The organism is Kitasatospora herbaricolor (assembly GCF_030813695.1).
Classification (GTDB): domain Bacteria; phylum Actinomycetota; class Actinomycetes; order Streptomycetales; family Streptomycetaceae; genus Kitasatospora; species Kitasatospora herbaricolor.
In genome coordinates, this window is sequence record NZ_JAUSVA010000002.1 from 7,760,643 (window position 1) to 7,783,115 (window position 22,473).

Consider the following 22,473-nt stretch of genomic DNA (forward strand, 5'->3'; position numbering starts at 1 on the left):
CACCGGGTGCGGCCGAAGATCGTAAGCAGGCCGTGGATTCCCGGCGGGTACCGAGCGCTGAGGCGGTGATCGCCGTGACCGGACGACCGGGACACCCGGCGGGCGGCCGGCAGCGGACCGCCCCACCCCGCGCCCACCCCGCCCTCGCCGGCCGGCTCGGCGTGCCGCCCGTCCCCGCCACCTTCGTCCGCCGGGCCCGGCTGGCCGACCGCCTCACCCGCGGGGTCCGGGAGCACCCGCTGGTCCTGGTCGACGGACCGGCCGGTGCGGGCAAGACCCTGCTGGTCTGCGACTGGGTCAGGAGCTCGCCGCCCCCGCGCCCCCCGGCCTGGCTGACCGTCGAGGCGCAGGACAACACCCCCGCCGTCTTCTGGCACGACTTCGGGCAGGCACTGCGCGCCGCCGGGGCACTCCCGCGCGCCGTCGGCGCCGCACGCCGCGCAGCCCCCGCCGGCCGGCCCCCCAAGCACCTGGCGGCCGGTCTGGGCCTGCGGCGGGAGCCGGTCGTGGTCGTCCTGGACGAGTTCGAGCGGATCACCGACCCGGAGGTGGCCACCGGGCTGGACCACCTGCTGCGCCACTGCGGCGGCATGCTGCGTCTGGTGCTGGTCAGCCGCAACGAGCCGCTGCTGCCGTTGCACCGCTACCGGGCCGCGGACGAGATCACCGAGATCCGCGCCGCGGACCTCGCCTTCTCCGCCGAGGAGACCTCCGACCTGCTGACCCGGCACGGCCTGTCGCTGTCCGGCGCGGACGTCCGGGTGCTGACCGGACGCACCGAGGGGTGGGCGGCCGGCCTGCGGCTCTGGGCGCTGGCCGCCACCCGCAGCCCGGACAGCGGGCAGTACCTCAAGGAGTTCGAGGCCGGGCACAGCACGATCGCCGACTTCCTGCTGGCGGAGGTGCTCGACACCCGGCCGGCGGAGACCCGCGACCTGTTGCTGCGCACCAGCATCCTCGACCGGATCCACCCGGCCCTGGCCGACGCCCTCACCGGCGGCGCCGGCGCGGAGCGGATCCTCGACGAACTCGCCCGGGCGAACGCCTTCGTCACCCCGCTGAACGGCCCCTGGTACCGGCAGCACCCGCTGTTCGCGGAGATCCTCCGGGTCCATCTGCGGGCCCGGCACCCGGGGCTGCCGCCGGAGCTGCACCTGACCGCGGCCCGCTGGCTGCGGCAGGCCGGTCTGCCGGAGGACGCCCTGCGGCACGCGGTGGCCGCCGATCGCTGGGACCTCGCCGCCGACTGGTTCGCCGCCGGCCCGGCGGTGGACCAGTTCCTCTCGTCCACCGGCCGCGGGCGGTCGGCGGTGCTCTTCGACGCCATGCCCGCCGGGCTGGAGGGACCGAGCGCCGAACTGATCCGGGCCGCCCGCGCCCTGGCCTCCGGCGACTGCGCGGCCGGGACGGCCCATCTGGACCGGGCCACCGCCGGACTCGCGGCAGCCGAGGACGACGCCCCCGCCCGGCTCACCGCGGCGGTCCTGCGCCTGGTGGCCGCCCGGCTGACGGGTTCGGCGCCGGGGGCGGAGGAGGCGGCCCGCACGGCGGACCGGCTCCGGCGGGCCGTCCCGGCCGATCCCGCGCGGGAGCACCAGGCGCTGCCGGTACGGCTGTTCACCGACCTGGCGGCCGTCCGGCTCTGGTCGGGCGACCCCGGCGCGGCCCGCTCCGCCCTGCTGGCCGCCGTCGCCGAGGCGCCGGGCGCCGAGCACCCGGAGCGGTACGAGCCGCTGGCGCTGCTCGCCCTGGTGGAACTGCTCGGCGGGGCCGTCGGTGCGGCGGAGCGGCGGGCCCGGCAGGCCCTCGCCGAGGCCGGGACCTGGGAGGCGGAGGACTCCGGCCGGGCCGCGGTCGCCCACCTCGTGCTGGCGTGGATCGCCCTGGAGCGGGGCGATCCGGCCACCGCGCGGAGCCACGCCGGGCGCGTCCCGGCGGCCGACTCCGGTGAAGCGCAGGACGGCACTGCCGAGGAGGGAGGCGCGCTGGAGGGCCGAGGAGTTCCGGAGCGCGGTGCCCCGGCGGTCAGGTCCGGCCCGGGGGGAGATCCGCTGGGGATCGTCCTCGACGCCGTGGTCCGCGCCCGGCTCGCGCTCCGGCACGGCGACCCCCGGCGCGCCCTGGCCGCCCTCGCGACCGCCGAGCACCCCGGAGCCGCGGCGGAGCCTTCGCCCTGGGCCCGGGGGCTGATCACGCCGGTCGCCGTCGAGGCCCTGGTGGCGGCCGGTGAGGGCCGGGCCGCGGTCGACGTGCTGCCGGCCGACGGGGCCCGCGGCCCCGGCCTGGCCCTGGCCACGGCGCGGGCCCGGCTGGCCGCCGGCGACCGCGGCGCGGCCGCCAGGGCGCTGCCCCGCGCACCGGCCGGGCCACCCGCCACCGTCACCCGTGTCCTGCTGCTGAAGGCGGAGGTCGCCGCGGCCGACGGCGACGACCGGACGGCCCGGCAGTTGCTCGCCCGCGCCCTGGCCACCGCCCGTCCGGACCGGCTGCGCGGCCCCCTCCTGGAGGCCGGCCCCTGGCTGGCGGCCTTCCTGCGGCGGCGGCCGGACCTCACGGCGGAGCACGGCTGGCTGCCCGAGCCGCTGCGCCGTCCGGCGGTCCCCGCCCCCGGTGCCGCCGAGGACGCCCCGCCGGTCGAAGCGCTCAGCCGGCGCGAACGGGAGGTGCTGGAGCGGGTGGCTCAGCTGATGTCCACGCAGGAGGTGGCCGCGGACCTCCAGTTGTCCGTCAACACCGTCAAGACCCACCTCAAGAGCATCAACCGCAAGTTGTGCACCAGCCGGCGCACCGAGGCGGTCCGCCGCGCGCGCAAGCTGCACCTGCTCTGAGGCGTCGTCCGGCCGGCGGCGGCCGCGGGGCCGGCTCACCTCCGCGGGGTGATGACCGCCCGGCCCCCGGCCGCGAGCCTGGAACCAGGAGGGGGAGCCCGGGACGCCCGACGCGGGCGGTCCGACGCGGGAGGCGCGCATGCGTTACGAGATCCGGGTGGCCGGCGCCATGTCCGACACCATGGTGGACGAGGGCTTTCCCGAGCTGGAGAGCTTCGTGATCGCCAGCCAGACCGTGCTGGTCGGCCCGATCGTGGACGAGGCGCACCTGTACGGGCTGCTGGCCCGGTTCCAGCAGCTGGGCCTGCGCGTCACCGAGCTGCGGCAACTGCCCGACTGACCGGCCCGTCCGCACCCCGACACTGGCCACGGCCGAACGGGTGGCTGCCGAACGGGTGCCTGCCGCAGGGGTGACTGCCCGTGCCCCGGCGTACCCGCGCCGTCGACGTCCCCGTCCCGTCCCGGCGTCCCCCGTCCCGTCCCGAGGCCCCCCGTCCCGTCCCGGCGTACCCGCGCCGTCGACGTCCCCGTCCCGTCCCGTCGTCCCCCGTACCACCCCTGGCGGGTGATCTCCCGCGGGCCGCGGCGGCGCACACTGCAGCTGTCGTCGCAGCCTGGGACCCCCCTGGCGCGGGGCGTCCGGGTCGCCGGACGCCCCGGGCGGCCCGGCCGTCCGGGCCGCAGCGGACGACCCGGACGAGGAGGCCCATCGTGACCACTGCTCCCAGGCCGGACCAGGCCGATCCCCAGGACTGGCTGGCCGTCGTCGGCCGGTCCTGGTCGTGGACGCTCGGGTTCGGCGTCCTGACCGCCGTCGCCGGTATCCTGATGCTCAGCTGGCCCGAGGGCACCGCCCGCGTGGTGGCCGTGATCATCGGCCTGCAGCTGCTGGTGGCGGGGGTGGTCCGCTTCGTGACGGCCTTCACCCACGACACCTCGGGCGGGGCCCGGGTGCTGTACGTGCTGCTGGCCCTGCTGTCCGTGCTGGCCGGTGTGCTGTGCCTGCGCCACCAGTTGCAGACGGTCGGCTTCCTCGCCCTGGTGGTGGGCGCCTACTGGCTGCTGGGCGGGATCCTCGCGCTGTACGTGGCGATCGCCGGCCGGGGCCTGCCGGGCCGGGGGCTGGCCGGGTTCCTCGGCGGGTTGGGGATCCTCGCCGGGATCGTGGTGCTGAGCTACCCCGTCGAGTCCGCGATCGCGCTGGCCAGGCTGATCGGGCTCTGGCTGCTGCTGCTCGGGCTGTTCGAGGCCGGCTCCGCACTCGTCCTGCGCCACGCGGCCCGTTCGGCGAGCCGCGCCGGGGCCGCGGCGGGCTGACGGGCTGGGGCGGAGCAGGGGCCCGCCGGGCCGACGGCCGACCGGGTGGGCCCCGTGCGTGGGCCCACCCGGCAGGGCCCCACCGGCAGGGCCCCACCGGCAGGGCCTCCGCCCGGCCCTCAGTGGCCCAGGCTCGCCTTGGCCGCCACGATGATCAGCCCGAGCACCAGGTTGACCCCGGCCTCGATGCTCGCCTCGCGGCGCGAGGCCCTGGCGTGCAGCGCCCCGAGGTAGGCCCAGGTGACCTGCTGCGCCACGGCGATGCCGAGGGCGAACCAGCCGGTCGCGACCAGGCCCAGGCCCAGCAGCGGGCTGACGGCCACCGCGATGCTCGGCAGGACGGCCGCCTCGACGATCGACCATTCGTGGGCGCCGACCCGGCGGGTCTCGGCCCAGCTGATCGCCCGGCCGGCCGACCGTTCGCCGGTGAGCCGCGCGTAGACGTGGGCGGCCCAGAACACCAGCCCGGTGACGAGCAGCAGCACCACGGTTTCGAGGCGGGGGAAGTCGCCGACCGAGCCGGTGGCGGCGATCACGGAGGCGGCGAGCAGGGATCCGTAGACGGCTCCCGAGTAGTCCGTCCGCGCGGGGGTGGGACCGTCCGGCTCGGGCCGGCGCGGCCACGGGAGAAGTCGGTGCACCGGCTCACCCTACGTTCGCCCGGCCGCCGGCGCCCGCCGCGCCACGCGGCCGGGCGGCGCCGTCCGAGGGCCGGGCCGGTCCCGGTCAGCCGCTGTCGGAGAGGGCCGCGTGCGCGGCCCGGAGGATCTCGTCGGACAGCTCGGAGCCCTCGGTGGCCCGGGCCAGCAGCAGGCCGCCGACCAGGGTGGCCAGCCGGGCCAGGCCGTCCTCGGGGTCGTCCGCGAGCCAGCCGGCGAACTCGCGCACCCCCTCGGTGTAGGTGTCGCGGGCGGCCTGACCCGGGTCGCGGGCCATGTCGGCGGCGAGTGCGGCGGCCGGGCAGCCGCTGCCGGCGTCGTCGCGGTGCCGGGGCGACAGGTACTGGTCGATCAGTCCCTGGCGGGCGGCCCGCGGCCGGCCGTCGTGCTCGCGCAGTTCCTCGGTGCGCAGGGCGGCCAGTTCGGTGAAGGCGTGCGCCGCGGCCTCCTCGACCAGGGCCTCCTTGGAGGCGAACTGCTTGTAGAAGCCGCCCTGGGTGAGCCCGGCCGCCTGCATCAGGTCGGCGACGCTGACGCCGGTGCCCTGCTCCCGGAACAGCCGGGAGGCGGTGGCCACCACGCGCGCCCGGTTCTCCTGTGCCTGTGCCTGTGACACGCGGCCCATCCGGCCACCTCCCTGGTTGGATGTCGCTTGCCATCTATCCTACGGGCCTGTTTAGATTATGGGCAGAATCTATTTTCGGGCGCCCGCCCCGACGGCGCCCGCCGCCCACCCGAGGGAGACCGAACCATGGACCTCAAGAACTCCGTCGCCGTCGTCACCGGCGCCAACCGCGGCCTCGGCCGGCACCTGACCGCCCAGCTGCTCGGACGCGGCGCGAAGGTGTACGCGGCGGCCCGCCGCCCGCAGGAGGTGGACGTGGCGGGCGCCGTACCGCTGCATCTGGACCTGGCGGACCCCGAGTCCGTCGCGGCCGCCGCCCGCGTCGCCTCCGACGTGACGCTGCTGGTGAACAACGCCGGGGTCGCCACCGGCACCCCGCTGATCGCCGGGGAGGAGGCGACGGTGCGGTTCGAGATGGAGACCAACTACTTCGGCCCGCTCCTGGTGACCCGGGCGTTCGCGCCGGTGATCGAGGCGAACGGCGGCGGCGCCGTCCTCAACGTGCTCTCGGCGCTGTCCTGGCTGCACCTGCCGGAGCACGGTGCCTACAGTGCGGCCAAGGCCGCCGCCTGGGCACTGACCGGGGCCGCCCGCCTGGAACTGGCGCCCCGCGGCATCGCCGTCTCCGCGCTGCACGTGGGCTTCATGGACACCGACATGGCCGCCCACGTCCCCGCGGACCGCAAGACCGACCCGGCGGCGGTGGCCGCGCAGGCGCTGGACGGACTGGAGCTGGGGCTCCCCGAGATCCTCGCCGACGAGGTCAGCCGCCGGGTCAAGCAGGGCCTGGCCGTGCCGCCGGCCGCCGCCTGAGCCCCGGCGCCCGAGCCCCGCCGTCCGAACCCTGCCGCCGTCTGAGCCCCGGCGCGGCTCGACACCCGTACCGCCCGCCGTTCCGGGCGCTGTTCACGGCCGCAGGGCGCAAGTCACACCCGCAGGGTCGAGCCCTGCTGGTGGGCGTGACCGTACTCGGCGACCAGGCCGGTCAGCTCCGGCCGGCCGAACTCGGCGGTCAACTCGTGGAAGGCGGCGACCTTGTCCGCCCCGAAGCGGGCCACCTGGCCGGCGTAGGCGTCGGCGTCGAGGAACCTCGGCGGGGTGCTCTTCGAGTGGAACTTGTCCGCGTACATCACCAGGCGCTCCTCGGCGCTCACCGCGAGGTAGTCGCCGACCGGGATCGGCAGGCACTGGCTCTCGATGTCCTGGCGGGACAGGCCGACCCCGGTGTGGCAGGAGGCGAACCGGCACAGCTCCTCGGGCAGGCCCTCGGCGCGGAGGATCTCGTGCCCGAGCACCCCGTGCCGGATGTAGGGGCCGTCGCCGACCCGGTACACGCCGATGTCGTGGAGCAGCGCGCCGATCCGCACGAGTTCGACGTCCACCCGCGGGCCGGCGAGCTCGGCGAGCCGGACGGCGATCCGCGCCACGATCTCGCAGTGCGTCAGCACCAGGGCGAGATCCTCGCCGGTAGGTGCGTACTTCTCGTGCAGGGCGCGCACGCTCCGGATGCTGGGAAGGGCCACGCCCGCAGCGTAGCAACGGCCCGGCGCGGCCCTGCCGGCGGGCACGGCCGGCACCGGCCGCTCCGGGCACGGGGGCGGGCCCCGCGCCCGGAGCGGTGCGTCGGGCGGCCGCGCCCTACCGCTTGGTGCCGTCCACGATCAGCGGCGAGCTGCCGGAGCCGGAGCCGCAGGGGCTGGCGTAGACCGGGTTCTTCTCGGCGGCCGCCCTGAAGGCCTCGTAGCACTGGCTGAGCAGGATCCGGTCGGTCAGCGAGTTGGCGATCACCGTGTTGGCCGCGGCCGTGCTCTCGGCCTCGATCTTCCGCTTCTCGGCCTCGGCCTTCGCGGTCAGCACGGCGGCGGCGGCCTGCTGGGTCGCCTGGTCCTGCTGGATCTTCTGGTCGATCGCCTTCTGCAGCACGTCGCTCGGCTTGACGTTGCGCAGGTTCACGCTGTTCACGATGATGCCGCGCGGTGACAGCCGTTCGGTGATCAGCTGCTCCATCTCGGCGCTGATCGCCTCCCGCTGGGTCGCGTAGCCCTCGACGCTGGTGTGCTTGGCGAAGACGTTGCGGACGAGCTCCCGGGTGTCGGGGTACACCAGCCGCTGCTGGACGTTGGCGGCGCTGCCGGAAAGCTTGTAGAGGGACAGCGTGTGCTCGGGATCGATCGCCCACTTCACCGTGAGGTCCACGTACAGCACCCCGCCCTCGGAGGAGCGCACCTCCACCGTGTCGTCGCCGGTGAGGTTGAGGTCGGACGGCCGGGTCGAGAAGGTGGTGACCTCGGTCAGCGGCGACTTGAGGTGCAGCCCGGGCTTCCAGGTCCCGCCCACCGAACCGAGCGAGGTCGGGACCCCCACCTCGTACGGCTCGACGATGTAGGTGAACGAACTGAGGGCCAGCAGCAGCCCCAGGGCGCCGACCAGCACGCCGGTGAGGGTCGCGAAGCGGAAGCCGACGATCGAGCGGCGTTTGAGCACGAGCAGTGCGATGCCGGCGACGAGGAGCAGAACGGCGAAGTAGAACATGGTGCATCCCCCTGGTTGGAACTCGGTACGCCTTCGGCGCAGGGGAATTGATGCCCGGTCGGACCCTGGCGGAACCGCACCTCCGGCCTGCGGCGGGGGAGCGGGCGGCGGGGCCGGACGCCGGGTGCCGCCCCGCCGCCGGGGCGCCCCGGCGGAGCCCGTCCGCGGGCATCCGCAGCACCGCGACCCGCGGAAACGCCAGGCCGTGCGAGTGGTCCGGCGGCGCGCCGGGCCGGGCCCGGAGCCCCGGTCGCCGGCCCGCTGCCGCATACGCTCGCCGGTGTGTTCAACGTGCCGCAGATGCTCAAGCGCCTGGTGATCGGCAGGGCCATGCGCAGCGAGGAGCTGGGGGAGACCCTGCTCCCCAAGCGACTGGCGCTGCCGATCTTCGCCTCCGACCCGCTCTCCTCGGTGGCCTACGCCACCCAGGAGATCCTGCTGGTGCTCACCGTCGGCGGCACCGCGTTCCTCTACCTGACCCCGTGGGTGGCTGCGGCGGTCGTCGCGCTGATGGTGATCGTGGTGGCCTCGTACCGGCAGGTGGTGTACGCCTACCCGAGCGGCGGCGGCTCCTACGAGGTGGTGTCGACCAACCTCGGGCCGAACGCGGGCCTGGTGGTGGCGGCCTCCCTGCTGGTCGACTACGTGATGACGGTCGCGGTGTCGGTGGCCTCCGGCGTCGCCAACATCATCTCGGCGCTGCCCTCGCTGGCGGACTACCGGGTCGAGATGGCGGTCGGCTTCGTGGCGGTGCTCGCGGCGATCAACCTGCGCGGGGTGCGGGAGTCCGGGAACGCCTTCGCCGCGCCGACCTACCTGTTCATCGCCGGCATGATGCTCATGATCGTCACCGGCCTGGTCGGGGTGGCCTTCGGGCACACGCCGGTGGCCTCCAGCGCCCGGTACACGATCACGCCGGAGCACGGCAAGGACACCCTGGCCGGTCTCGGCCTGCTGCTGCTCGGCCTGCGCGCCTTCGCCTCCGGCTGCACCGCGCTCACCGGCGTCGAGGCCATCTCCAACGGCGTGCCGGCCTTCCAGCGGCCGAAGTCGAAGAACGCCGCGACCACCATGGCGGCGATGGGGATCACCGCCATCGTGATGTTCGTCGGCGTCACCGCCCTGGCCCTGATCTCGGACGTCCACATCACCGAGGACAGCTGCCAGCTCGCCGGGTTCCCGGACTGTGCGAACACGCCCCAGCAGACGGTGATCGCCCAGCTCGCGGCGTCGGTCTTCGGCGGCGACCACAGCGTGCTGTTCTACCTGATCCAGGCGGCGACCGCGCTGGTCCTGATCCTGGCGGCGAACACCGCGTTCAACGGGTTCCCGCTGCTGGCCTCGATCCTGGCCGAGCACCGCTACCTGCCCCGCCAACTGCACACCCGCGGCGACCGGCTGGCCTTCTCCAACGGCATCATCGCGCTGGCCGTGGTGGCCGGCGCTCTGCTCTGGCTCTACGACGCCGACGTCACCAGCCTGATCCACCTCTACATCCTCGGCGTCTTCACCTCCTTCACGCTGTCCCAGATCGGCATGGTCCGGCACTGGAACGCACTGCTGCGCGGCGAGCAGGCCCCCGCAGTGCGCGGCGCCGCCCACCGGGCCCGGATCATCAACGGCTTCGGGGCCGTCACCACCGCGCTGGTGCTGGTGATCGTGCTGCTGACCAAGTTCACCCAGGGCGCCTGGCTGGCGGTGGTCGCCGCCCTGCTGCTCTGGCTGATGATGCGCGGCATCCGCCGGCACTACGACGCGGTCGCCGCCGAACTGGCCGTGGACGACCCGCACGCCGAGTCGGTCCGCCCGTCCAAGGTGCACGGCATCGTGCTGGTCGCGAAGCTGCACAAGCCCACCCTGCGGGCGCTCGGCTACGCGCAGGCCTTCCGCCCCGACACCCTGGAGGCGCTGAGCGTCGCGGTCGAGCGGGACGCCGTCGACGCGCTGACGGAGCAGTGGGCCGCGTTCGACGTCCGGGTCCCGCTGAAGGTGCTGGATTCGCCGTACCGCGAGATCACCAAACCGGTGGTCGGCTATGTGCGCGAGTACCGGCGGGTGAACCCGCAGGAGGTGGTCGCGGTGTTCATCCCCGAGTACGTGGTGGGGCACTGGTGGGAGCATCTGCTGCACAACCAGTCCGCGCTCTGGCTGAAGAGCCGCCTGCTGTTCACCCCCGGTGTGATGGTGATCAGCGTGCCCTGGCAGCTCTCCTCCGCCCCGCGGGCCGACCATCCCGCCCGCCGCGCCCCCGGCGCCGTGCGGCGCGGCGAGCCCGCCGCCAACGTCGACCACCTGCCCCGGACCGGCGGGTAGCGCTCCACCCCGCAGCGCCGGGGAGCGGGGGAGTGACCGCGCGCCCGGTCCGGCCGCCCTCTGCCCGGCGCGTACGCCGCCGAGCACCCGCACGCTGACGAGCCGTCGGCGCCGGCGGCCCGCCGGGGGCGGGTGAACGGGAGGCCCGGCGGCGTGATCGGATAGGACATGACAGCCGGTCGCGCCCGCCGCGGACGCGCCGCCCCCGGCCGTCCCGGCTCCGACCGACCCCGCCCGGACCTCACGATGGAGAGTGCCGACATGAAACTCCGCTGCGCCGTCCTCGACGACTTCCAGTCCGTCGCGACCACCGTCGCCGACTGGTCGCCCGTCGCCGACTCGGTCGACGTGGTCACCTTCCCCCGGCACTTCGGCAGCGAGGACGAACTCGCCGCCGCCCTGGAGGGCTTCGAGATCGTCGTGACCCTGCGCGAGCGGGTGGCCTTCACCGCCTCGCTGCTCGCCCGGCTGCCCGCGCTGCGGCTGCTGATCGCGTCCGGCATGCGCAACTCCGTCATCGACTACGCCGCCGCCGAGCGGCACGGCGTCACGGTGTGCGGCACGGCCAGCTCGTCGACCCCGCCGGTCGAGCACACCTGGGCGCTGTTGCTCGGCCTCGCGCGCGGCATCGTGCCGGAGGCCACCGCGCTGCGCGAGGGCGGCCCCTGGCAGTCCACCCTCGGCGCCGACCTGCACGGGAGCCGCCTCGGCCTGCTCGGGCTGGGCAAGATCGGCAGCCGGGTGGCGCAGGTCGGCCTCGCCTTCGGGATGGAGGTGACGGCGTGGAGCCAGAACCTCACCGAGGAGCGCGCCGAGGAGGTCGGGGTGGGCCTCGCCGCCTCCAAGGAGGAGCTGCTGGCCTCCAGCGACTTCGTCTCGATCCACCTCGCCCTCGGCGACCGCACCCGGGGCCTGCTCGGCGCCGCGGAGCTGGGCCTGATGCGGCCCACCGGCTACCTGGTCAACACCTCCAGGGCGGCCATCGTCGACCAGGACGCCCTGCTCGCGGCCCTGCACGCCGGCACCATCGCCGGGGCCGGCGTCGACGTCTTCGACATCGAACCGCTCCCGGCGGACCACCCGATGCGCACGGCGCCGCGACTGCTGGCCACCCCGCACCTCGGCTACGTCTCGCACAGCAACTACCGGACGTACTACGGCCAGGCCGTCGAGGACATCGCGGCCTTCCTGGCCGGCTCGCCCGTCCGCCGGCTGGGCTGACGGCGCCGCCGCCGATCCGGCGCCCCGCCGCCGGGGGCCGGATCGCGCGGGCGGGGCGCCGCCTGCCAGAGTGGGGGCGGAACTGCAGCGGTGAGCGGAGGAGGACCGGCCGGCGTGTTCGTGAAGATCTGTGGTCTGAGCACCACCCAGGACGTGGAGGCGGCGGTACGGGCCGGCGCGGACGCGGTCGGGTTCGTCCTGACCGCGAGCCCGCGCCGGGTGAGCCCGGAGCAGGCCCGCCGGCTGGTCGCGGCGGTGCCCGAAGGGGTGCTCTCGGTGGCCGTGTTCCGGGACGAGCCGCTCGACCAGGTGCGGCGGGACGCGCGGGCGGCCGGGGTCGGTGCGGTGCAGCTGCACGGCGAGCACCCGGCCTCGGCCTTCGCCGAGCTGCGTGACCTCGGGCTGACCCTGGTCCGGGCCACCTCCGCCGCCTTCGCCGCCGGGGCGTCCTGCGGGGACTTCGGCGAGGACCTGCTGCTGCTCGACTCGCCCGTCCCCGGCTCGGGCGAGAGCTGGGACTGGTCCGCGCTGGGCGAGGCCCCGCCGAGCGGCCGGTGGATGCTGGCCGGCGGCCTGGCCCCGGCGAACGTCGCCGAGGCGGTTGCGCTGGCCCGCCCGTGGGGCGTGGACGTGTCGAGCGGGGTCGAGGTGCGGCGCGGGGTGAAGAGCCCCGAGCTGATCGAGGAGTTCCTCCGGCGGGTCCGGGCGGCCGAGCAGGGCTGACGCCCGGCTCACGGACCGTGGGCGCCGGGCCCGGGCCCCGTGGACCCGCCCACCGTGGCCGGCCCCGTCGGGGCCGGCCACAGGCGTGGTCAGGCGACGGCGGTCGGCTGCTCGGAACGGGCGGGGGAGCCGAAGCCGCGCCGGGACAGCACGCCGTCCAGGGCCAGGCTGCCCGGGCCGACGGCCGCGATCAGCAGGAAGGTCCAGCAGAACAGCACCGACCCCTCGCCGCCGTTCTGCAGCGGCCACAGGGCCCGCTCCTGGTGCACCGAGAAGTAGGCGTACGCCATCGAGCCCGAGCAGAGCAGGGCGGACGTTCTGGTGGCCAGGCCGAGCAGCACCAGTCCGCCGGCGACCAGCTGGATCACCGCCGCGTACCAGCCGGGCCAGCTCAGCGCGGGTACGGAGCCGCCGCCCTTGGCCCCGCCGAGTACGCCGAACAGTGAGGCGGCGCCGTGGCAGACGAAGAGCAGTCCGACGACGATCCGGAAGAGGCCGAGGACGTAGGGCCGTGCGGTCTCGACGGATTCGCGGGGGACGAGAGACACTGAGGTGCTCCTGACAGATCGGGAGTGATCAGGTAAGGCTCACCTAAGCTGTGCGATTCCGCAAGTACGCCTGCCGAGATTTCACACCGCGGACACAGAAGAAGCCCGCCCCGCCGAAGGCGGAGCGGGCTTGCGGCAGAAGGTGTCTGACGGACGGTCTGGTGGCGGTACGGCCGGGCGACGGTACGGCGGGGGCCGGCAGGCCGGGGCTCAGCCCCCGGTCACCGGGTAGGCGTAGGTGGCGTCCGGCAGCGCGGCGAGGTCGGGGAGCCAGCAGCCCAGCACCAGCCCCGAGGGGTGGAACAGCGGGCTCGGCAGCGCGTCCGCCTCGAACCGCTCCCAGCCCGCGCAGCTGTGCGGCTCGGTGACCTCGGCCGGTGCGGTGCTCGGCGGTGCCAGCACGGCGGCCGTCAGCCGGGGCCGGCCGAGCTGATGGTCCAGCAGCACCGCCAGCACTCGCATCGCGCCGGCCGGGAGCCGGATACCGGTCTCCTCGGCCAACTCCCGGGCGGCGGCCTGCTCGAAGGACTCGCCCGGCTGGTCGACCTTGCCACCGGGCAGGCCCCAGGTGGGCTGCTCGCCCGCCGTGATGCGGCGGCCGAGCAGCACCCCGCCCGTCCCGGTGGGCACGATCACGCCGACTCCGAGCATCGGTGCGACGGTCATCCGGTCCCTCCCTGGGACGGTCGAGGCGGGCGGTGCGGGTGTCACCAGGCGGACTGGGCGTAGTCCTTGAGGAAGCAGCCGTACAGGTCCTCGCCCAACTCGCCCCGGACGATCGGGTCGTAGACCCGGGCGGCGCCGTCGACCAGGTCCAGCGGGGCGTGGAAGCCCTCGGCGGCGAGCCGCATCTTGTCCGGGTGCGGGCGCTCGTCGGTGATCCAGCCGGTGTCCACGGCGGTCATCAGGATGCCGTCGGTCTCCAGCATCTCCTTGGCGCTGGTGCGGGTCAGCATGTTCAGCGCGGCCTTGGCCATGTTGGTGTGCGGGTGCCCGGCGCCCTTGTAGCCGCGGCTGAAGACGCCCTCCATCGCGGAGACGTTGACCACGTACTTGCGGCGGGCCGAGGAGGCGGCCATCGCCGGGCGCAGCCGGCTGATCAGGATGAACGGGGCGGTGGAGTTGCAGAGCTGGACCTCCAGCAGCTCCATCGGGCCCACCTCGCTGACCGTCTGGACCCAGCTGTTGGTCGGCGCCAGGTCCGGCACCAGGCCGCCGGCGTCGATCGCCGTGCCGGCCTCGATCCGGGCCGGCGAGGCCGAACCGCTGACCAGGGCCAGGGAGGTGACGTCCTCGGCGCTCAGCCGCTCGCTGCCGGCGGTGGCCTGGCCGGGCAGGGCGGGCAGGTCCACGCTGCCGCTGCCGAACCGGCCGATGGTGGTGGACTGCGGCAGCTCGCCGAGCGGCAGCGGCGCGGACTCGGCGTTGACCAGCTCGCGGTAGGACTCCGGGGGCCGGCGCACGGTCTGCGCGGCGTTGTTGATCAGGATGTCCAGCGGGCCGTCGGCGGCCACCTCGTCCGCCAGCGCCATCACCTGGGCGGGGTCGCGCAGGTCGATCCCGACGATCTTCAGCCGGTGCAGCCACTCCGCGCTGTCCGGCATCGCCTTGAAGCGGCGGATCGCGTCGTTCGGGAAACGGGTGGTGATGGTGGTGTGGGCGCCGTCGCGCAGCAGCCGCAGCGCGATGTACATCCCGATCTTCGCCCGGCCGCCGGTGAGCAGCGCGCGCTTGCCGGTCAGGTCCGCGTGCGCGTCCCGGCGGCTGTGGTTGAGCTTCGCGCAGGACGGGCAGAGCTGGTGGTAGAACGCGTCCACCTCGACGTACCGCTGCTTGCAGGTGTAGCAGGAGCGCGGACGCTCCAGGATGCCGGCGATCTCCGTGGTGGTGACGGTGGTGAGGCCGAAGGCGCCCGCCGTCTCGTCGTCGATCCGGCCGGGCGCGCCGGTGGCCGTGGCGGCCGTCACGGCGCGGTCGTTGGCCGTCTTGCGGGCCCGCATCTCCTGGCGGCGGCGCTGCTTGAGCGTACGGAAGACGCCGCCGACCGCCTGGCGCACCACGATCGCGTCGGGGTGGTCCACGTCCAGCTGGTCCAGCTCGGCGAGCACGCTGAGGCAGAGCGCGAGCCGTTCGGGGTCGATGCCCGGACCGTACTCGACCGCCTCCGGGGTCGTCCCGGTGTCCTGGATGTCCTCGACCGCCGTCATGCCGTCACTGCTTCCTTGCTCGCTTTCCCCGCCCGGTTACCGGGCGGAGTCTACTGGGCCGGGCCAGGACGAGGCGAAACCGCTGTGATCATCAGCTCGTCGCAGCGGCGTCCCGGCGCGCGGCGGGAGCATCCGGGGACATCGACCCGGCGCCTCCCGACGCCCGGCCTTCGTCCCCCGCGCCGGCCGGCGCCGCCGGCTCCTCCGGGCCCGCCGGGTGACGCGGATCACGGACCGGGCCGTCGCCGGGGCACACCCGTCCGGTCCGTCCGGCCGACGGCCGGGGCCGCCCACGGGCGGCTAGGCTGACGCCGGTTGATCACCGCTGGAGGGGGACACGGGTGGAGCAGCTCACGCTGGGGGACCTGGCGGTGTACCGCGCGCGGCTGCGCGGGTGCCTGCTCGGTGGCGCGCTCGGGGACGCCCTCGGCTTCCCCGTCGAGGGGCTGTCGCTGCCGGCGGTCCGGGCCCGGTACGGGGAGCGGGGCATCACCGGGCCGGTCCCGGACCTCGACGGGGTGACCGGGCGGATCAGCGAGGAGACCCAGCTGACGCTCTTCACCGCCGAGGGCCGGCTGGCGGGCTACGCCCGCGCGACGGCGAAGGGCATCAGCGGCGCGGAGACCGCCATGGTGCACGACGCGTACCAGTGCTGGCAGGAGACCCAGGACCACCCGGGACCACCGCCGCGGGACGGTCTGCGGCACCGTACGGGCCGGTTGCGCGAGGAGCGGTGGCTGTACGCGCGGCGCGGCGCCGGCGCGGCCACCGTCGCCGGCCTGCGGGAGCAGCACGTCCCCGTCCCGTGGCTGCCGGTCGACGGCACCCCGGGCCCGGTGAACCCCGGTTCGAAGGGGTGCGGAGCGGTGGTCCGTTCGGCGCCCATCGGTTTCACCGGGAGCGACCCCAAGGGGTCCTTCGAACTCGCCGCCCGCTGTGCGCGGATCACCCACGGCCACCCCACCGGCTACTACGCGGCCGGCGCCTTCGCCGCGATGATCAGCCACCTGCTCGACGGCGAGTCCGTGGCGGCCGCCGTCCTGCTGAGCATGGAGCTGCTGGCCGGGTACCCCGGGCACGAGGAGACGACGGCCGCCCTGCGCAAGGCCGTCGACCTCGCCCGCACCGGCCCGGCGACCGCGTCGAAGGTGGAGAGCCTCGGCGCGGGCTGGACCGGGGAGGAGGCCCTGTCGATCGGCGTCTACGCGGCGCTCGCCCCGACCGAGTACCGGGAGGAGCACACCCCCGTGGCGGCCGCCCTGCTGGTCGCGGTCAACCACTCCGGCGGCAGCGACTCCACCGGCTCGATCTGCGGCAACCTGCTGGGCGCCCGCCACGGCGACGTGCTGCTCCCGGCGCACTGGCTGCGGCAGGTCGAGGGCCGGGCCGTGATCGCCGCGCTCGCCGACGACTTCGCCGCCGAGGTCCACCCCGGCGAGCGGCGCCCCTGGATCCACCACTGACCTTCGGCCCGGCCGCCCGGCGCGGTGGCCGGGCGGCCGGGGCCGCCGTCAGTCGAGGTCCAGCGCGACGACGCCCTTGGGGAGCGCCAGGCAGACCAGGCCCTCCGGGTCGACGGTGACCGAGCGGGCCGGGCCGCCGAGGCGCAGGTCCAGGGCCGGGCCGGAGGTGTCCGGCCGACGGATCCGGACCAGGCCGTCGGACCAGGCGGCGACGGTCACCGGGCCCCGGGCGGTGCCGGCGGCGGCCACCGCGGTGACCGGGCAGGGGTGCTCGTCGACCAGCTCAGGCGCCCGTCCGGCCGCGTGCGCCCAGCCCCACACCCGGCCGTCCCGGCCGCCGCTCAGCGCGAACCCACCGTCGCTGGAGACGGCGAGGCCGACGGCCGTGACGGCGCCCCGGTGGAGCGGCTCGTCCGGCGAGAGCACCGGCCCGCCGTCGGTGCCGAAGCAGTGCAGCCGCCCGCCGCCGTCGCCCACGGCGACCAGCGCCGGCTCGTCCTGCTCGCCCCGGGTCGCCAGCGCGGTCACGCCGTCGGCGAAGTTGCGGGTGGCCCAGTCGAGGGCGCGGGACAGGCTGTTGCCAAAGCCGCCGGGCAGGGGGAGCTCGGTGACCACGCCGTCGGCCCGCAGCAGGTAGTAGGAGCCGTCCGCGCCGCTGAGCATGGCGACGGAGGGGAACGAGGGCAGCCGGACCGGGTCGGTCTTCGCGGCGTCCCGGCCGGTCGCCGGGTCGAGGTGGCGCAGGACGCCGTTGACGGCCACCGCGAGCCGGCCGGCGTAGCGGCCGTGGCCGAGCGTCGTCCGGCGTACCTGTCCGTTGGCCCGACGGTACGACCAGCGGGCCGTCCAGGTCTGCCCGGACAGGGCGGCGCACCGCGCGGCGGCCTCCTCGTCCCGGCCCGCCAGCCAGGCGTGCAGGGCGGCGGCCCGCTCGGGCGGAGTGCCGGCCGCGCACGCCGGGCAGGCGAGCTGCCAGGCCTCGGCCAGGGCGCCCGGTGGGTCGCCGGCGGCCTCGGCGTGTTCGAAGGCGGCGGTGACCGCCGCCGGGTCCGCGTGCACCAGGAACTCGGGGTCGGCCAGTAGCTGGCCGGCGATGCCCGCGGGCACGGCGTGCCGCAGGAGCGCCCCGAGCCGCTCGGGACCGGCCTGCGCCAGGTCGGGCCGGCCGGTGGCCAGCCGGGGGACGCCGTCCGCGATGCTCCGGACCAGCCCGGCGTGGCCCACGGCGGGGGAGCCGGCGGCCACCCTGGCCGCGAGCTCGTCCGGCTGGAGCCGCCAGGCCCCGCCGTCGGCCGGCGCGGGCACCAGCTCGGCCGCCCGGCGGACGGCGTCCGGTCCGCCGACCCCCGGCAGGGCGGCCCACAGCCCGGCGGTGACCGGGCCGGCGGCGAGCGCCCGGACGGCCGGGCGCAGTTCCTCCGGCAGCGCGGTCCACCAGGCTGCGGCCAGGGCGGACGCCCGGTCGGCGGGCGACGCCCCGGGGTCGAGCACCGTGGCCGGGGTACGGGCGGCCAGCCGGGCCAGACCGGGGCTCGGGTTGACCTGCCCGGCGGCCACCGGGGTGCCGCCGAGCCCGGCGCACCAGGAGGCGAAGCGGTCCGGATCGGTCCAGCGGGGGTCGTCCAGGTCGAGCACGGCGCCGGCGGGTGCGGCCGTGCCCAGCGCGGTCGCGGCCTGCGTGCCGGAGCCGGACTCCACCAGCAGCCGCAGCCAGGGCACCTGGAGCAGCGGGGTGAGCAGTTCGACGGCGATCCGCTCCGCCGCGCCGGGCAGCAGCGTGCCGCCGGCCCGGTCCAGGTCGGTGACCACCACGGTCCGGGGCACGCCGTCCTGAAGGGCCGCCATCAGTTCGGCGGGCGTCCTGGCGACGAGCCCGAGCCGCGCGGCCAGCAGCCAGGTGGCGCTACGGACCGTCAGTCCTTCGGCGGGCAGCACCGCGTGGACGCGGCGGTCGGCCCGCGGGTTGTCCGGGGGCGCGGCGGCGGCCAGCCAGGAGAGCAGGTGGGTGCGGCCGCTGCCGGAGGAGCCGGCCAGCCGGCAGAACCGGGGAGCCAGCGGGTCCTCCAGCCAGCCGAGCAGGGCCCGGCCGGCCGGGCGCCGGCCGGCGTGAAGCGGCGGCACCGGGGCGCCCGCCCCGGCGGGTGCCACCCGTGCGGGGGTCGTGCCGTACTCCGGGTTGTGCCAGAACCGCAGAACCCGGCCGCCTGGGCTGACCTCCCAGGCTCCGGCGACCGCCCGCGGCGGGACCTGGCCGGCCGGGTCGTACCCCGGATCGGTCCGGTAGAGCCAGCCGCCCGCGGCGTGGGCGCGCTCCGACTGCCCGGGGTCGAGGGGCGGGTCGGGGCGCCAGCCGCGCGGCTTGATCCGGTCGGCCGGGGGCTGCCAGCCCTTGGCGGCCAGTTCGGTCAGGGCCGGGAGCGGGCTGACGGCCCGCGAGCCGGGGTCGAGCCGTCCGGACGAGGCCGACCCCGGCTCCGCCAGGAGCCGGCGCACGGCCTCGGACGGCTGGAGACCGTTTGCCTTGGCCTCCAGCAGCTTGCCGTACCAGAAGGAGCCGGCGTTCCAACTGGCCACCGCCAGCCGTCGTGCGAACGCGGCCGCCCCGTCGATGTCGGACCACCAGAGGTAGCCGGTGACCTCCCCTTCGGGAGTCACCGCCGCGACGTACTCGACGGGGTGCTCGGTCTCGGACGCGTAGCGGGGCGGCGACGACACCACCGTGAACCGGAGGTCCTCGTTGAGGCGCTCGTTGTTCCAGTCGTTGTCGCTCAACGGTCACTCATTCCGTCATCCCAGGATTTCGCCGAAAACATGGTACTGATTGCCGACTTTGACGACCTTTGTGGCCTTCCAGTCCAGGTTCCGACCGAGCAGGAGCTCCCGTTCGGCGGCCCCCATCGCGCCGACGTTCTCCACCCAGAGTCCCGGGGTTCCGCCGGGCACGCTCAGGTGCAGGATCGCGTCCTTGCCCTGGTACATCGCCGGCAGGTCGCCCAGCGAGGTGGACATGTAGCCCTTCTCGGTGATGGTCCTGCCGACCAGATCCTCGGGGTCGGCGATGTCGAGGTGGCGCAGGTCGGTGCCCCTGGTGACCACGATGTCCTCCGGTACGGGGTGCGCCTGCAGGGCTTTGTCGAGCTCGGCGACCTGGTGGTCGATCTGCGAGGTCCGCGGGATCTCGTCCCGCAGGGATCTGTTGATGTCCTGGTAGGACTGGCCCTTGGGGGCGGTCTCCGAGTCCAAGGTGTAGTTCTCCACGGCCTTGCGTTGCTCCGGCGGGAGGTTGTCGGCCGTCTCGTTCCAGGTCTTGGCGCCGTACTCCCTGGCCGCGTCGTCCTCGAAGGTCCGTCCCTGCTGGGCGATGTCCCGCTCGGCGACCCCCAGGTCCTCGAGCTCCCGGTTCCGGGTGATCGTGGCCAGCGGGCCGTTGTCGTCGGAGTGGTAGTTCGGCCCGGAGGAGGCGGGCTCGGGCTGGTGGGACGGGGCTTCGGGTTGGTGGGAGGGGGCTTCGGCGTGCTGGGGTTCCGCGTGGTGCGGCTCGACGTGGTGGGGCTCGGGCGCCGACTGCTCGGGCACGTGCGGATGCTGAGGCGCCGCCGGCTCGGGCGTGTGCGCGGCCGGGGCCGGCTCGTGCACGGGAGCGGCGTCCAGCTTGGGGCCCTCGGCGGGCTTGACCGTCCAGCCGTCCGGCAGCCCGCCCGGCTCCACCTTCGGTACGACCGGCTCCACGCGCGGTACGAAGGGGTGCTCGCCCAGGCCGGCCACGGCCCGCTGCCCGGCGTTCTCGGCCACCTGCGCCACGCCGCGCTCGGCCGCGTTGACGGCGGTGCGCTGGCCCGCCCGCTCCAGGGCGTTGACCGCCACCCGCTCGGTGACCGCCGCCGCCTCGCTGCCGCCGCCGGTGGCCAGGCCGGAGAGCAGGTTGAACAGGGTCTTGCCGCCGGCCTCGGCCGGGTCGGATCCCCAGCCGGAGCCGACCAGGGCCTTGGCCAGTTCGGTGGGGTGGTTGGCGGTGTAGGCCAGGCCCCCGGCGACGGAGTTCAGGTGGTCCAGGTACAGCGCGGGGTGGGTCATGTTGTACACGTCGAAGGGGTTCACGCCGCGCGCGAACTTCAGCAGGTCGGCGCCGCCCTTGAGGAACCCGCCCTCCAGGTGCAGCGCGCTGCCCGCGATCACGTCGGGTGCGTCGACCAGGGCGTTCCCGATCCGGTCCATCAGCCCGGGCGCCTCGGGGGCGGCGCCGGTCGCCGCCCTGATCGCCTGCTCGGCCGTGCCGGCGGCGCTCACCCGCTGCTTGCGGGCCGCCAGCAGCACCTCCGCGGCCTGCTTGCGCCCGGCCGCGCCCGGGTCCTGGAACGGCGCCGGCTTCGTGGGCGCGGTGGGGCTCTGCCCGGCGTCGGAGGCCGCGTTGTACGCCTTGACGGCCCGGTTGTACTCGTCCGCCTGGTGGTTGTACGCCGCCTGGCCGTCCTTGGTCGCCTGCTCGGCCTTCTCGTACAGGTCGATGGCCTGCTGCGCCTGTTCCTGGGCCCAGGTCAGGGTGGCGGCCAGCGCCGTCAGGGCCTTCGCGGCGGCCTCGCAGGCGTCGGCGGTGACCCGCCAGGCGGTGGGCTGGGTGGCGAACTTCTTGCGGAAGGCGTCGGCGGCCTTGCCCTGCCAGTGCTCGGAGTCCATCCGGCTCAGCCCGCCGGCGACCTCCTCGAAGGCGAGCGCGAACTTCTGCAGGTGCTGGGCGCTCTCGCCGATCGCCTTCACGTCGCCGTGGATGAGCTGCTTCGGGTCGTCGCTCTCGCCGAGATCGAGCTCGCCGACGTCCGCCCCGAGGTCCTCGGCGATGCCGTCGCCCCACCTGTCGACGGCCCGGCCCGCGTCCTCCAGCCCGACGAAGTCCAGCGCGCCGCCGACCGCGTGCGCGTTCACACTGACGAAGTCGCCGGCGAAGCTCTTGACGTCGCTGAGGAAGCCGCCCATCAGTGGCCGCCCGCCTGCTGCTGCTGGGTGTAGGTGTCGAAGCGCTGGTTGAGGGCGTCCGACATCGCCTTGGCCTTGGCCGCGTGCTCCTTGTTCCACTCCTCGTCGCCGACCTGGTCGAGCATGATGTTGTGCTCCAGCAGGTCCGCCTCCACGCCCTTCCAGGTGGCGGCGGAGTGCAGCGCCCCCTCCTCGAAGGACTTCGCCGAGTAGTCGGCGTCCCGGACCTGGGTGTACGGGTTGTCCGACAGGGTCTGACTCCAGGAACGGCCCTCGACCTGGTCCTGCGTCAGGTTGGGGTTGCCCATCGCGGCACTGACCGCGTCCTTCAGCGCACCGGAGACGTACTGCTCGTGGTCGTGGTAGATCCCGGCGGACAGGTCGAGCTTCTCGGCGATCTCGTTGCCCTGCTGGACCAGCCCGCGCACCATCACCCCCCAGCGTTCGCAGAACTCGTCGAAGGCCGACTTGCAGCCGGGGGAGCCGATCTGCCCTCCGGTCAGTTCGAGATCGGTGAAGCCCCGGCCCACCACCGCGCCTTCGGCGATGCCGACCTTCTTCAGCTCGCCGATCGCGTCGTTGATGCCCTTGGCCGTCAGCTTCAGGGCCTCCGGATCGACCTGGAAGTCCGCCATCAGTTCTCCTCCCCGTCCAGCGCGACCGCGTCCGGCACGATCCCCCGTACCGGCGGGAACAGCATCGGCTGCGCGCTCCCCACGTCCAGTGCCACTCCGCAGGGGACGCCGACGGCGGGCACCGCGACGTCCAGCAGCCGCGAACCCCGGACCGTCAACCAGTCCAGCTCCGGGCCCCGGTGGCCGCGCGCCCGGGCGAACGCGACCAGCGCCGCCTCGGTGCTGAAGGCCCAGATCCAGCGGATCCCGCCCTCGTCCCCGGTCCACACCCGGCCGTCCGCGTCCCGCGGCACGAACACGACGCCGGAGCGGAACGCGGCCAGCACGATGCCGGGATCACCCGCCCCGGCGTGCAGCATGCGCACCTGGTGCGTCAGACCCGCGTTCACCACTCGCCCCCCGATGTTCTTTCGAAGGGAGAAGGTACTCGA

19 protein-coding genes are annotated in these 22,473 nt (G+C 75.1%); 8 read left to right on the top strand and 11 right to left on the bottom strand.

Features of this window, described 5'->3' with window-relative positions:
- Positions 1-74: 74 nt before the first annotated feature.
- The 3 genes from J2S46_RS33750 (at position 75) to J2S46_RS33760 (ending at position 4,145) form a co-directional block, all read left to right on the top strand.
- A complete protein-coding gene (locus J2S46_RS33750) occupies positions 75-2,828 on the top strand; it encodes a winged helix-turn-helix domain-containing protein (RefSeq protein ID WP_229913415.1) in 2,754 nt (917 codons plus the stop codon).
- Between the two features lie 139 nt (positions 2,829-2,967).
- Positions 2,968-3,168, top strand: coding sequence for a DUF8691 family protein (locus J2S46_RS33755; RefSeq protein ID WP_191294583.1), 201 nt, complete (start codon positions 2,968-2,970; stop codon positions 3,166-3,168).
- A gap of 371 nt (positions 3,169-3,539) precedes the next feature.
- Positions 3,540-4,145, top strand: coding sequence for an HdeD family acid-resistance protein (locus J2S46_RS33760; protein ID WP_229913416.1), 606 nt, complete (start codon positions 3,540-3,542; stop codon positions 4,143-4,145).
- A 119-nt stretch (positions 4,146-4,264) separates the two neighbouring features.
- Here J2S46_RS33760 and J2S46_RS33765 read toward each other — a convergent pair whose 3' ends face one another.
- Positions 4,265-4,786 carry a hypothetical protein gene (locus J2S46_RS33765; RefSeq protein WP_191294584.1) on the bottom strand — a complete coding sequence of 174 codons (522 nt, stop codon included), beginning with the start codon at positions 4,784-4,786 and terminating at the stop codon, positions 4,265-4,267.
- 85 nt (positions 4,787-4,871) lie between these two features.
- Positions 4,872-5,429 carry a TetR/AcrR family transcriptional regulator gene (locus J2S46_RS33770; protein WP_191294585.1) on the bottom strand — a complete coding sequence of 186 codons (558 nt, stop codon included), beginning with the start codon at positions 5,427-5,429 and terminating at the stop codon, positions 4,872-4,874.
- Between the two features lie 126 nt (positions 5,430-5,555).
- On the opposite strand from J2S46_RS33770, the gene J2S46_RS33775 reads away from it, so the two are divergent.
- Entirely contained in the window at positions 5,556-6,242 is a 687-nt protein-coding gene (locus J2S46_RS33775) for an SDR family oxidoreductase (RefSeq protein ID WP_191294586.1), read from the top strand.
- A 113-nt stretch (positions 6,243-6,355) separates the two neighbouring features.
- Here J2S46_RS33775 and J2S46_RS33780 read toward each other — a convergent pair whose 3' ends face one another.
- Positions 6,356-6,952: an HD domain-containing protein gene (locus tag J2S46_RS33780; RefSeq protein WP_191294587.1), complete on the bottom strand. Its 597-nt coding sequence runs from the start codon at positions 6,950-6,952 to the stop codon at positions 6,356-6,358.
- A gap of 115 nt (positions 6,953-7,067) precedes the next feature.
- Positions 7,068-7,961: a prohibitin family protein gene (locus tag J2S46_RS33785; RefSeq protein ID WP_191294588.1), complete on the bottom strand. Its 894-nt coding sequence runs from the start codon at positions 7,959-7,961 to the stop codon at positions 7,068-7,070.
- A 300-nt stretch (positions 7,962-8,261) separates the two neighbouring features.
- Between J2S46_RS33785 and J2S46_RS33790 the strand changes: the two genes are divergently transcribed.
- From J2S46_RS33790 to J2S46_RS33800, 3 genes are all read left to right on the top strand, one after another.
- Positions 8,262-10,274, top strand: a complete 2,013-nt coding sequence (locus J2S46_RS33790; protein WP_307352890.1) for an APC family permease — start codon at positions 8,262-8,264, stop codon at positions 10,272-10,274.
- Between the two features lie 261 nt (positions 10,275-10,535).
- Entirely contained in the window at positions 10,536-11,495 is a 960-nt protein-coding gene (locus J2S46_RS33795; protein WP_191290168.1) for a D-2-hydroxyacid dehydrogenase family protein, read from the top strand.
- A 114-nt stretch (positions 11,496-11,609) separates the two neighbouring features.
- Positions 11,610-12,218, top strand: coding sequence for a phosphoribosylanthranilate isomerase (locus tag J2S46_RS33800; protein ID WP_191290169.1), 609 nt, complete (start codon positions 11,610-11,612; stop codon positions 12,216-12,218).
- A gap of 89 nt (positions 12,219-12,307) precedes the next feature.
- Here the strand turns inward: J2S46_RS33800 and J2S46_RS33805 are convergent, their stop codons facing one another.
- From J2S46_RS33805 to J2S46_RS33815, 3 genes are all read right to left on the bottom strand, one after another.
- Positions 12,308-12,766, bottom strand: coding sequence for a DoxX family protein (locus tag J2S46_RS33805; protein ID WP_191290170.1), 459 nt, complete (start codon positions 12,764-12,766; stop codon positions 12,308-12,310).
- A 210-nt stretch (positions 12,767-12,976) separates the two neighbouring features.
- A complete protein-coding gene (locus tag J2S46_RS33810; RefSeq protein WP_307352124.1) occupies positions 12,977-13,432 on the bottom strand; it encodes a nucleotide triphosphate diphosphatase NUDT15 in 456 nt (151 codons plus the stop codon).
- Between the two features lie 41 nt (positions 13,433-13,473).
- Positions 13,474-14,973 carry an SDR family NAD(P)-dependent oxidoreductase gene (locus J2S46_RS33815; RefSeq protein ID WP_191290171.1) on the bottom strand — a complete coding sequence of 500 codons (1,500 nt, stop codon included), beginning with the start codon at positions 14,971-14,973 and terminating at the stop codon, positions 13,474-13,476.
- Between the two features lie 341 nt (positions 14,974-15,314).
- On the opposite strand from J2S46_RS33815, the gene J2S46_RS33820 reads away from it, so the two are divergent.
- A complete protein-coding gene (locus J2S46_RS33820; protein ID WP_191290172.1) occupies positions 15,315-16,436 on the top strand; it encodes an ADP-ribosylglycohydrolase family protein in 1,122 nt (373 codons plus the stop codon).
- Between the two features lie 48 nt (positions 16,437-16,484).
- On the opposite strand, the gene J2S46_RS33825 is transcribed toward J2S46_RS33820, so the two are convergent.
- From J2S46_RS33825 to J2S46_RS33840, 4 genes are read right to left on the bottom strand one after another with little or no spacing between them, the layout of a single operon-like run.
- Complete coding sequence (locus J2S46_RS33825; protein WP_191290173.1) at positions 16,485-19,208, bottom strand: hypothetical protein; 2,724 nt, start codon at positions 19,206-19,208, stop codon at positions 16,485-16,487.
- Positions 19,209-19,223: 15 nt separating this feature from the next.
- The gene (locus tag J2S46_RS33830) at positions 19,224-21,407 is read right to left on the bottom strand and encodes a putative T7SS-secreted protein (protein WP_191290174.1); all 2,184 of its coding nucleotides are present in this window, start codon (positions 21,405-21,407) and stop codon (positions 19,224-19,226) included.
- The gene (locus J2S46_RS33835; protein ID WP_191290175.1) at positions 21,407-22,042 is read right to left on the bottom strand and encodes a type VII secretion target; all 636 of its coding nucleotides are present in this window, start codon (positions 22,040-22,042) and stop codon (positions 21,407-21,409) included. The genes J2S46_RS33830 and J2S46_RS33835 overlap by 1 nt, the downstream gene beginning before the upstream one ends.
- On the bottom strand, positions 22,042-22,431 hold the full coding sequence (locus J2S46_RS33840; RefSeq protein WP_229912735.1) for an SseB family protein: 390 nt from the start codon (positions 22,429-22,431) through the stop codon (positions 22,042-22,044). The genes J2S46_RS33835 and J2S46_RS33840 overlap by 1 nt, the downstream gene beginning before the upstream one ends.
- Positions 22,432-22,473: the final 42 nt, after the last annotated feature.

Coding starts and splice junctions, on each gene's coding strand:
- J2S46_RS33755 (WP_191294583.1), top strand. CDS start 2,968: ATGCGTTACGAGATCCGGGTGGCCGGCGCCATGTCCGACACCATGGTG.
- J2S46_RS33770 (WP_191294585.1), bottom strand. CDS start 5,429: ATGGGCCGCGTGTCACAGGCACAGGCACAGGAGAACCGGGCGCGCGTG.
- J2S46_RS33775 (WP_191294586.1), top strand. CDS start 5,556: ATGGACCTCAAGAACTCCGTCGCCGTCGTCACCGGCGCCAACCGCGGC.
- J2S46_RS33785 (WP_191294588.1), bottom strand. CDS start 7,961: ATGTTCTACTTCGCCGTTCTGCTCCTCGTCGCCGGCATCGCACTGCTC.
- J2S46_RS33790 (WP_307352890.1), top strand. CDS start 8,262: ATGCTCAAGCGCCTGGTGATCGGCAGGGCCATGCGCAGCGAGGAGCTG.
- J2S46_RS33795 (WP_191290168.1), top strand. CDS start 10,536: ATGAAACTCCGCTGCGCCGTCCTCGACGACTTCCAGTCCGTCGCGACC.
- J2S46_RS33810 (WP_307352124.1), bottom strand. CDS start 13,432: ATGACCGTCGCACCGATGCTCGGAGTCGGCGTGATCGTGCCCACCGGG.
- J2S46_RS33815 (WP_191290171.1), bottom strand. CDS start 14,973: ATGACGGCGGTCGAGGACATCCAGGACACCGGGACGACCCCGGAGGCG.
- J2S46_RS33830 (WP_191290174.1), bottom strand. CDS start 21,407: ATGGGCGGCTTCCTCAGCGACGTCAAGAGCTTCGCCGGCGACTTCGTC.
- J2S46_RS33835 (WP_191290175.1), bottom strand. CDS start 22,042: ATGGCGGACTTCCAGGTCGATCCGGAGGCCCTGAAGCTGACGGCCAAG.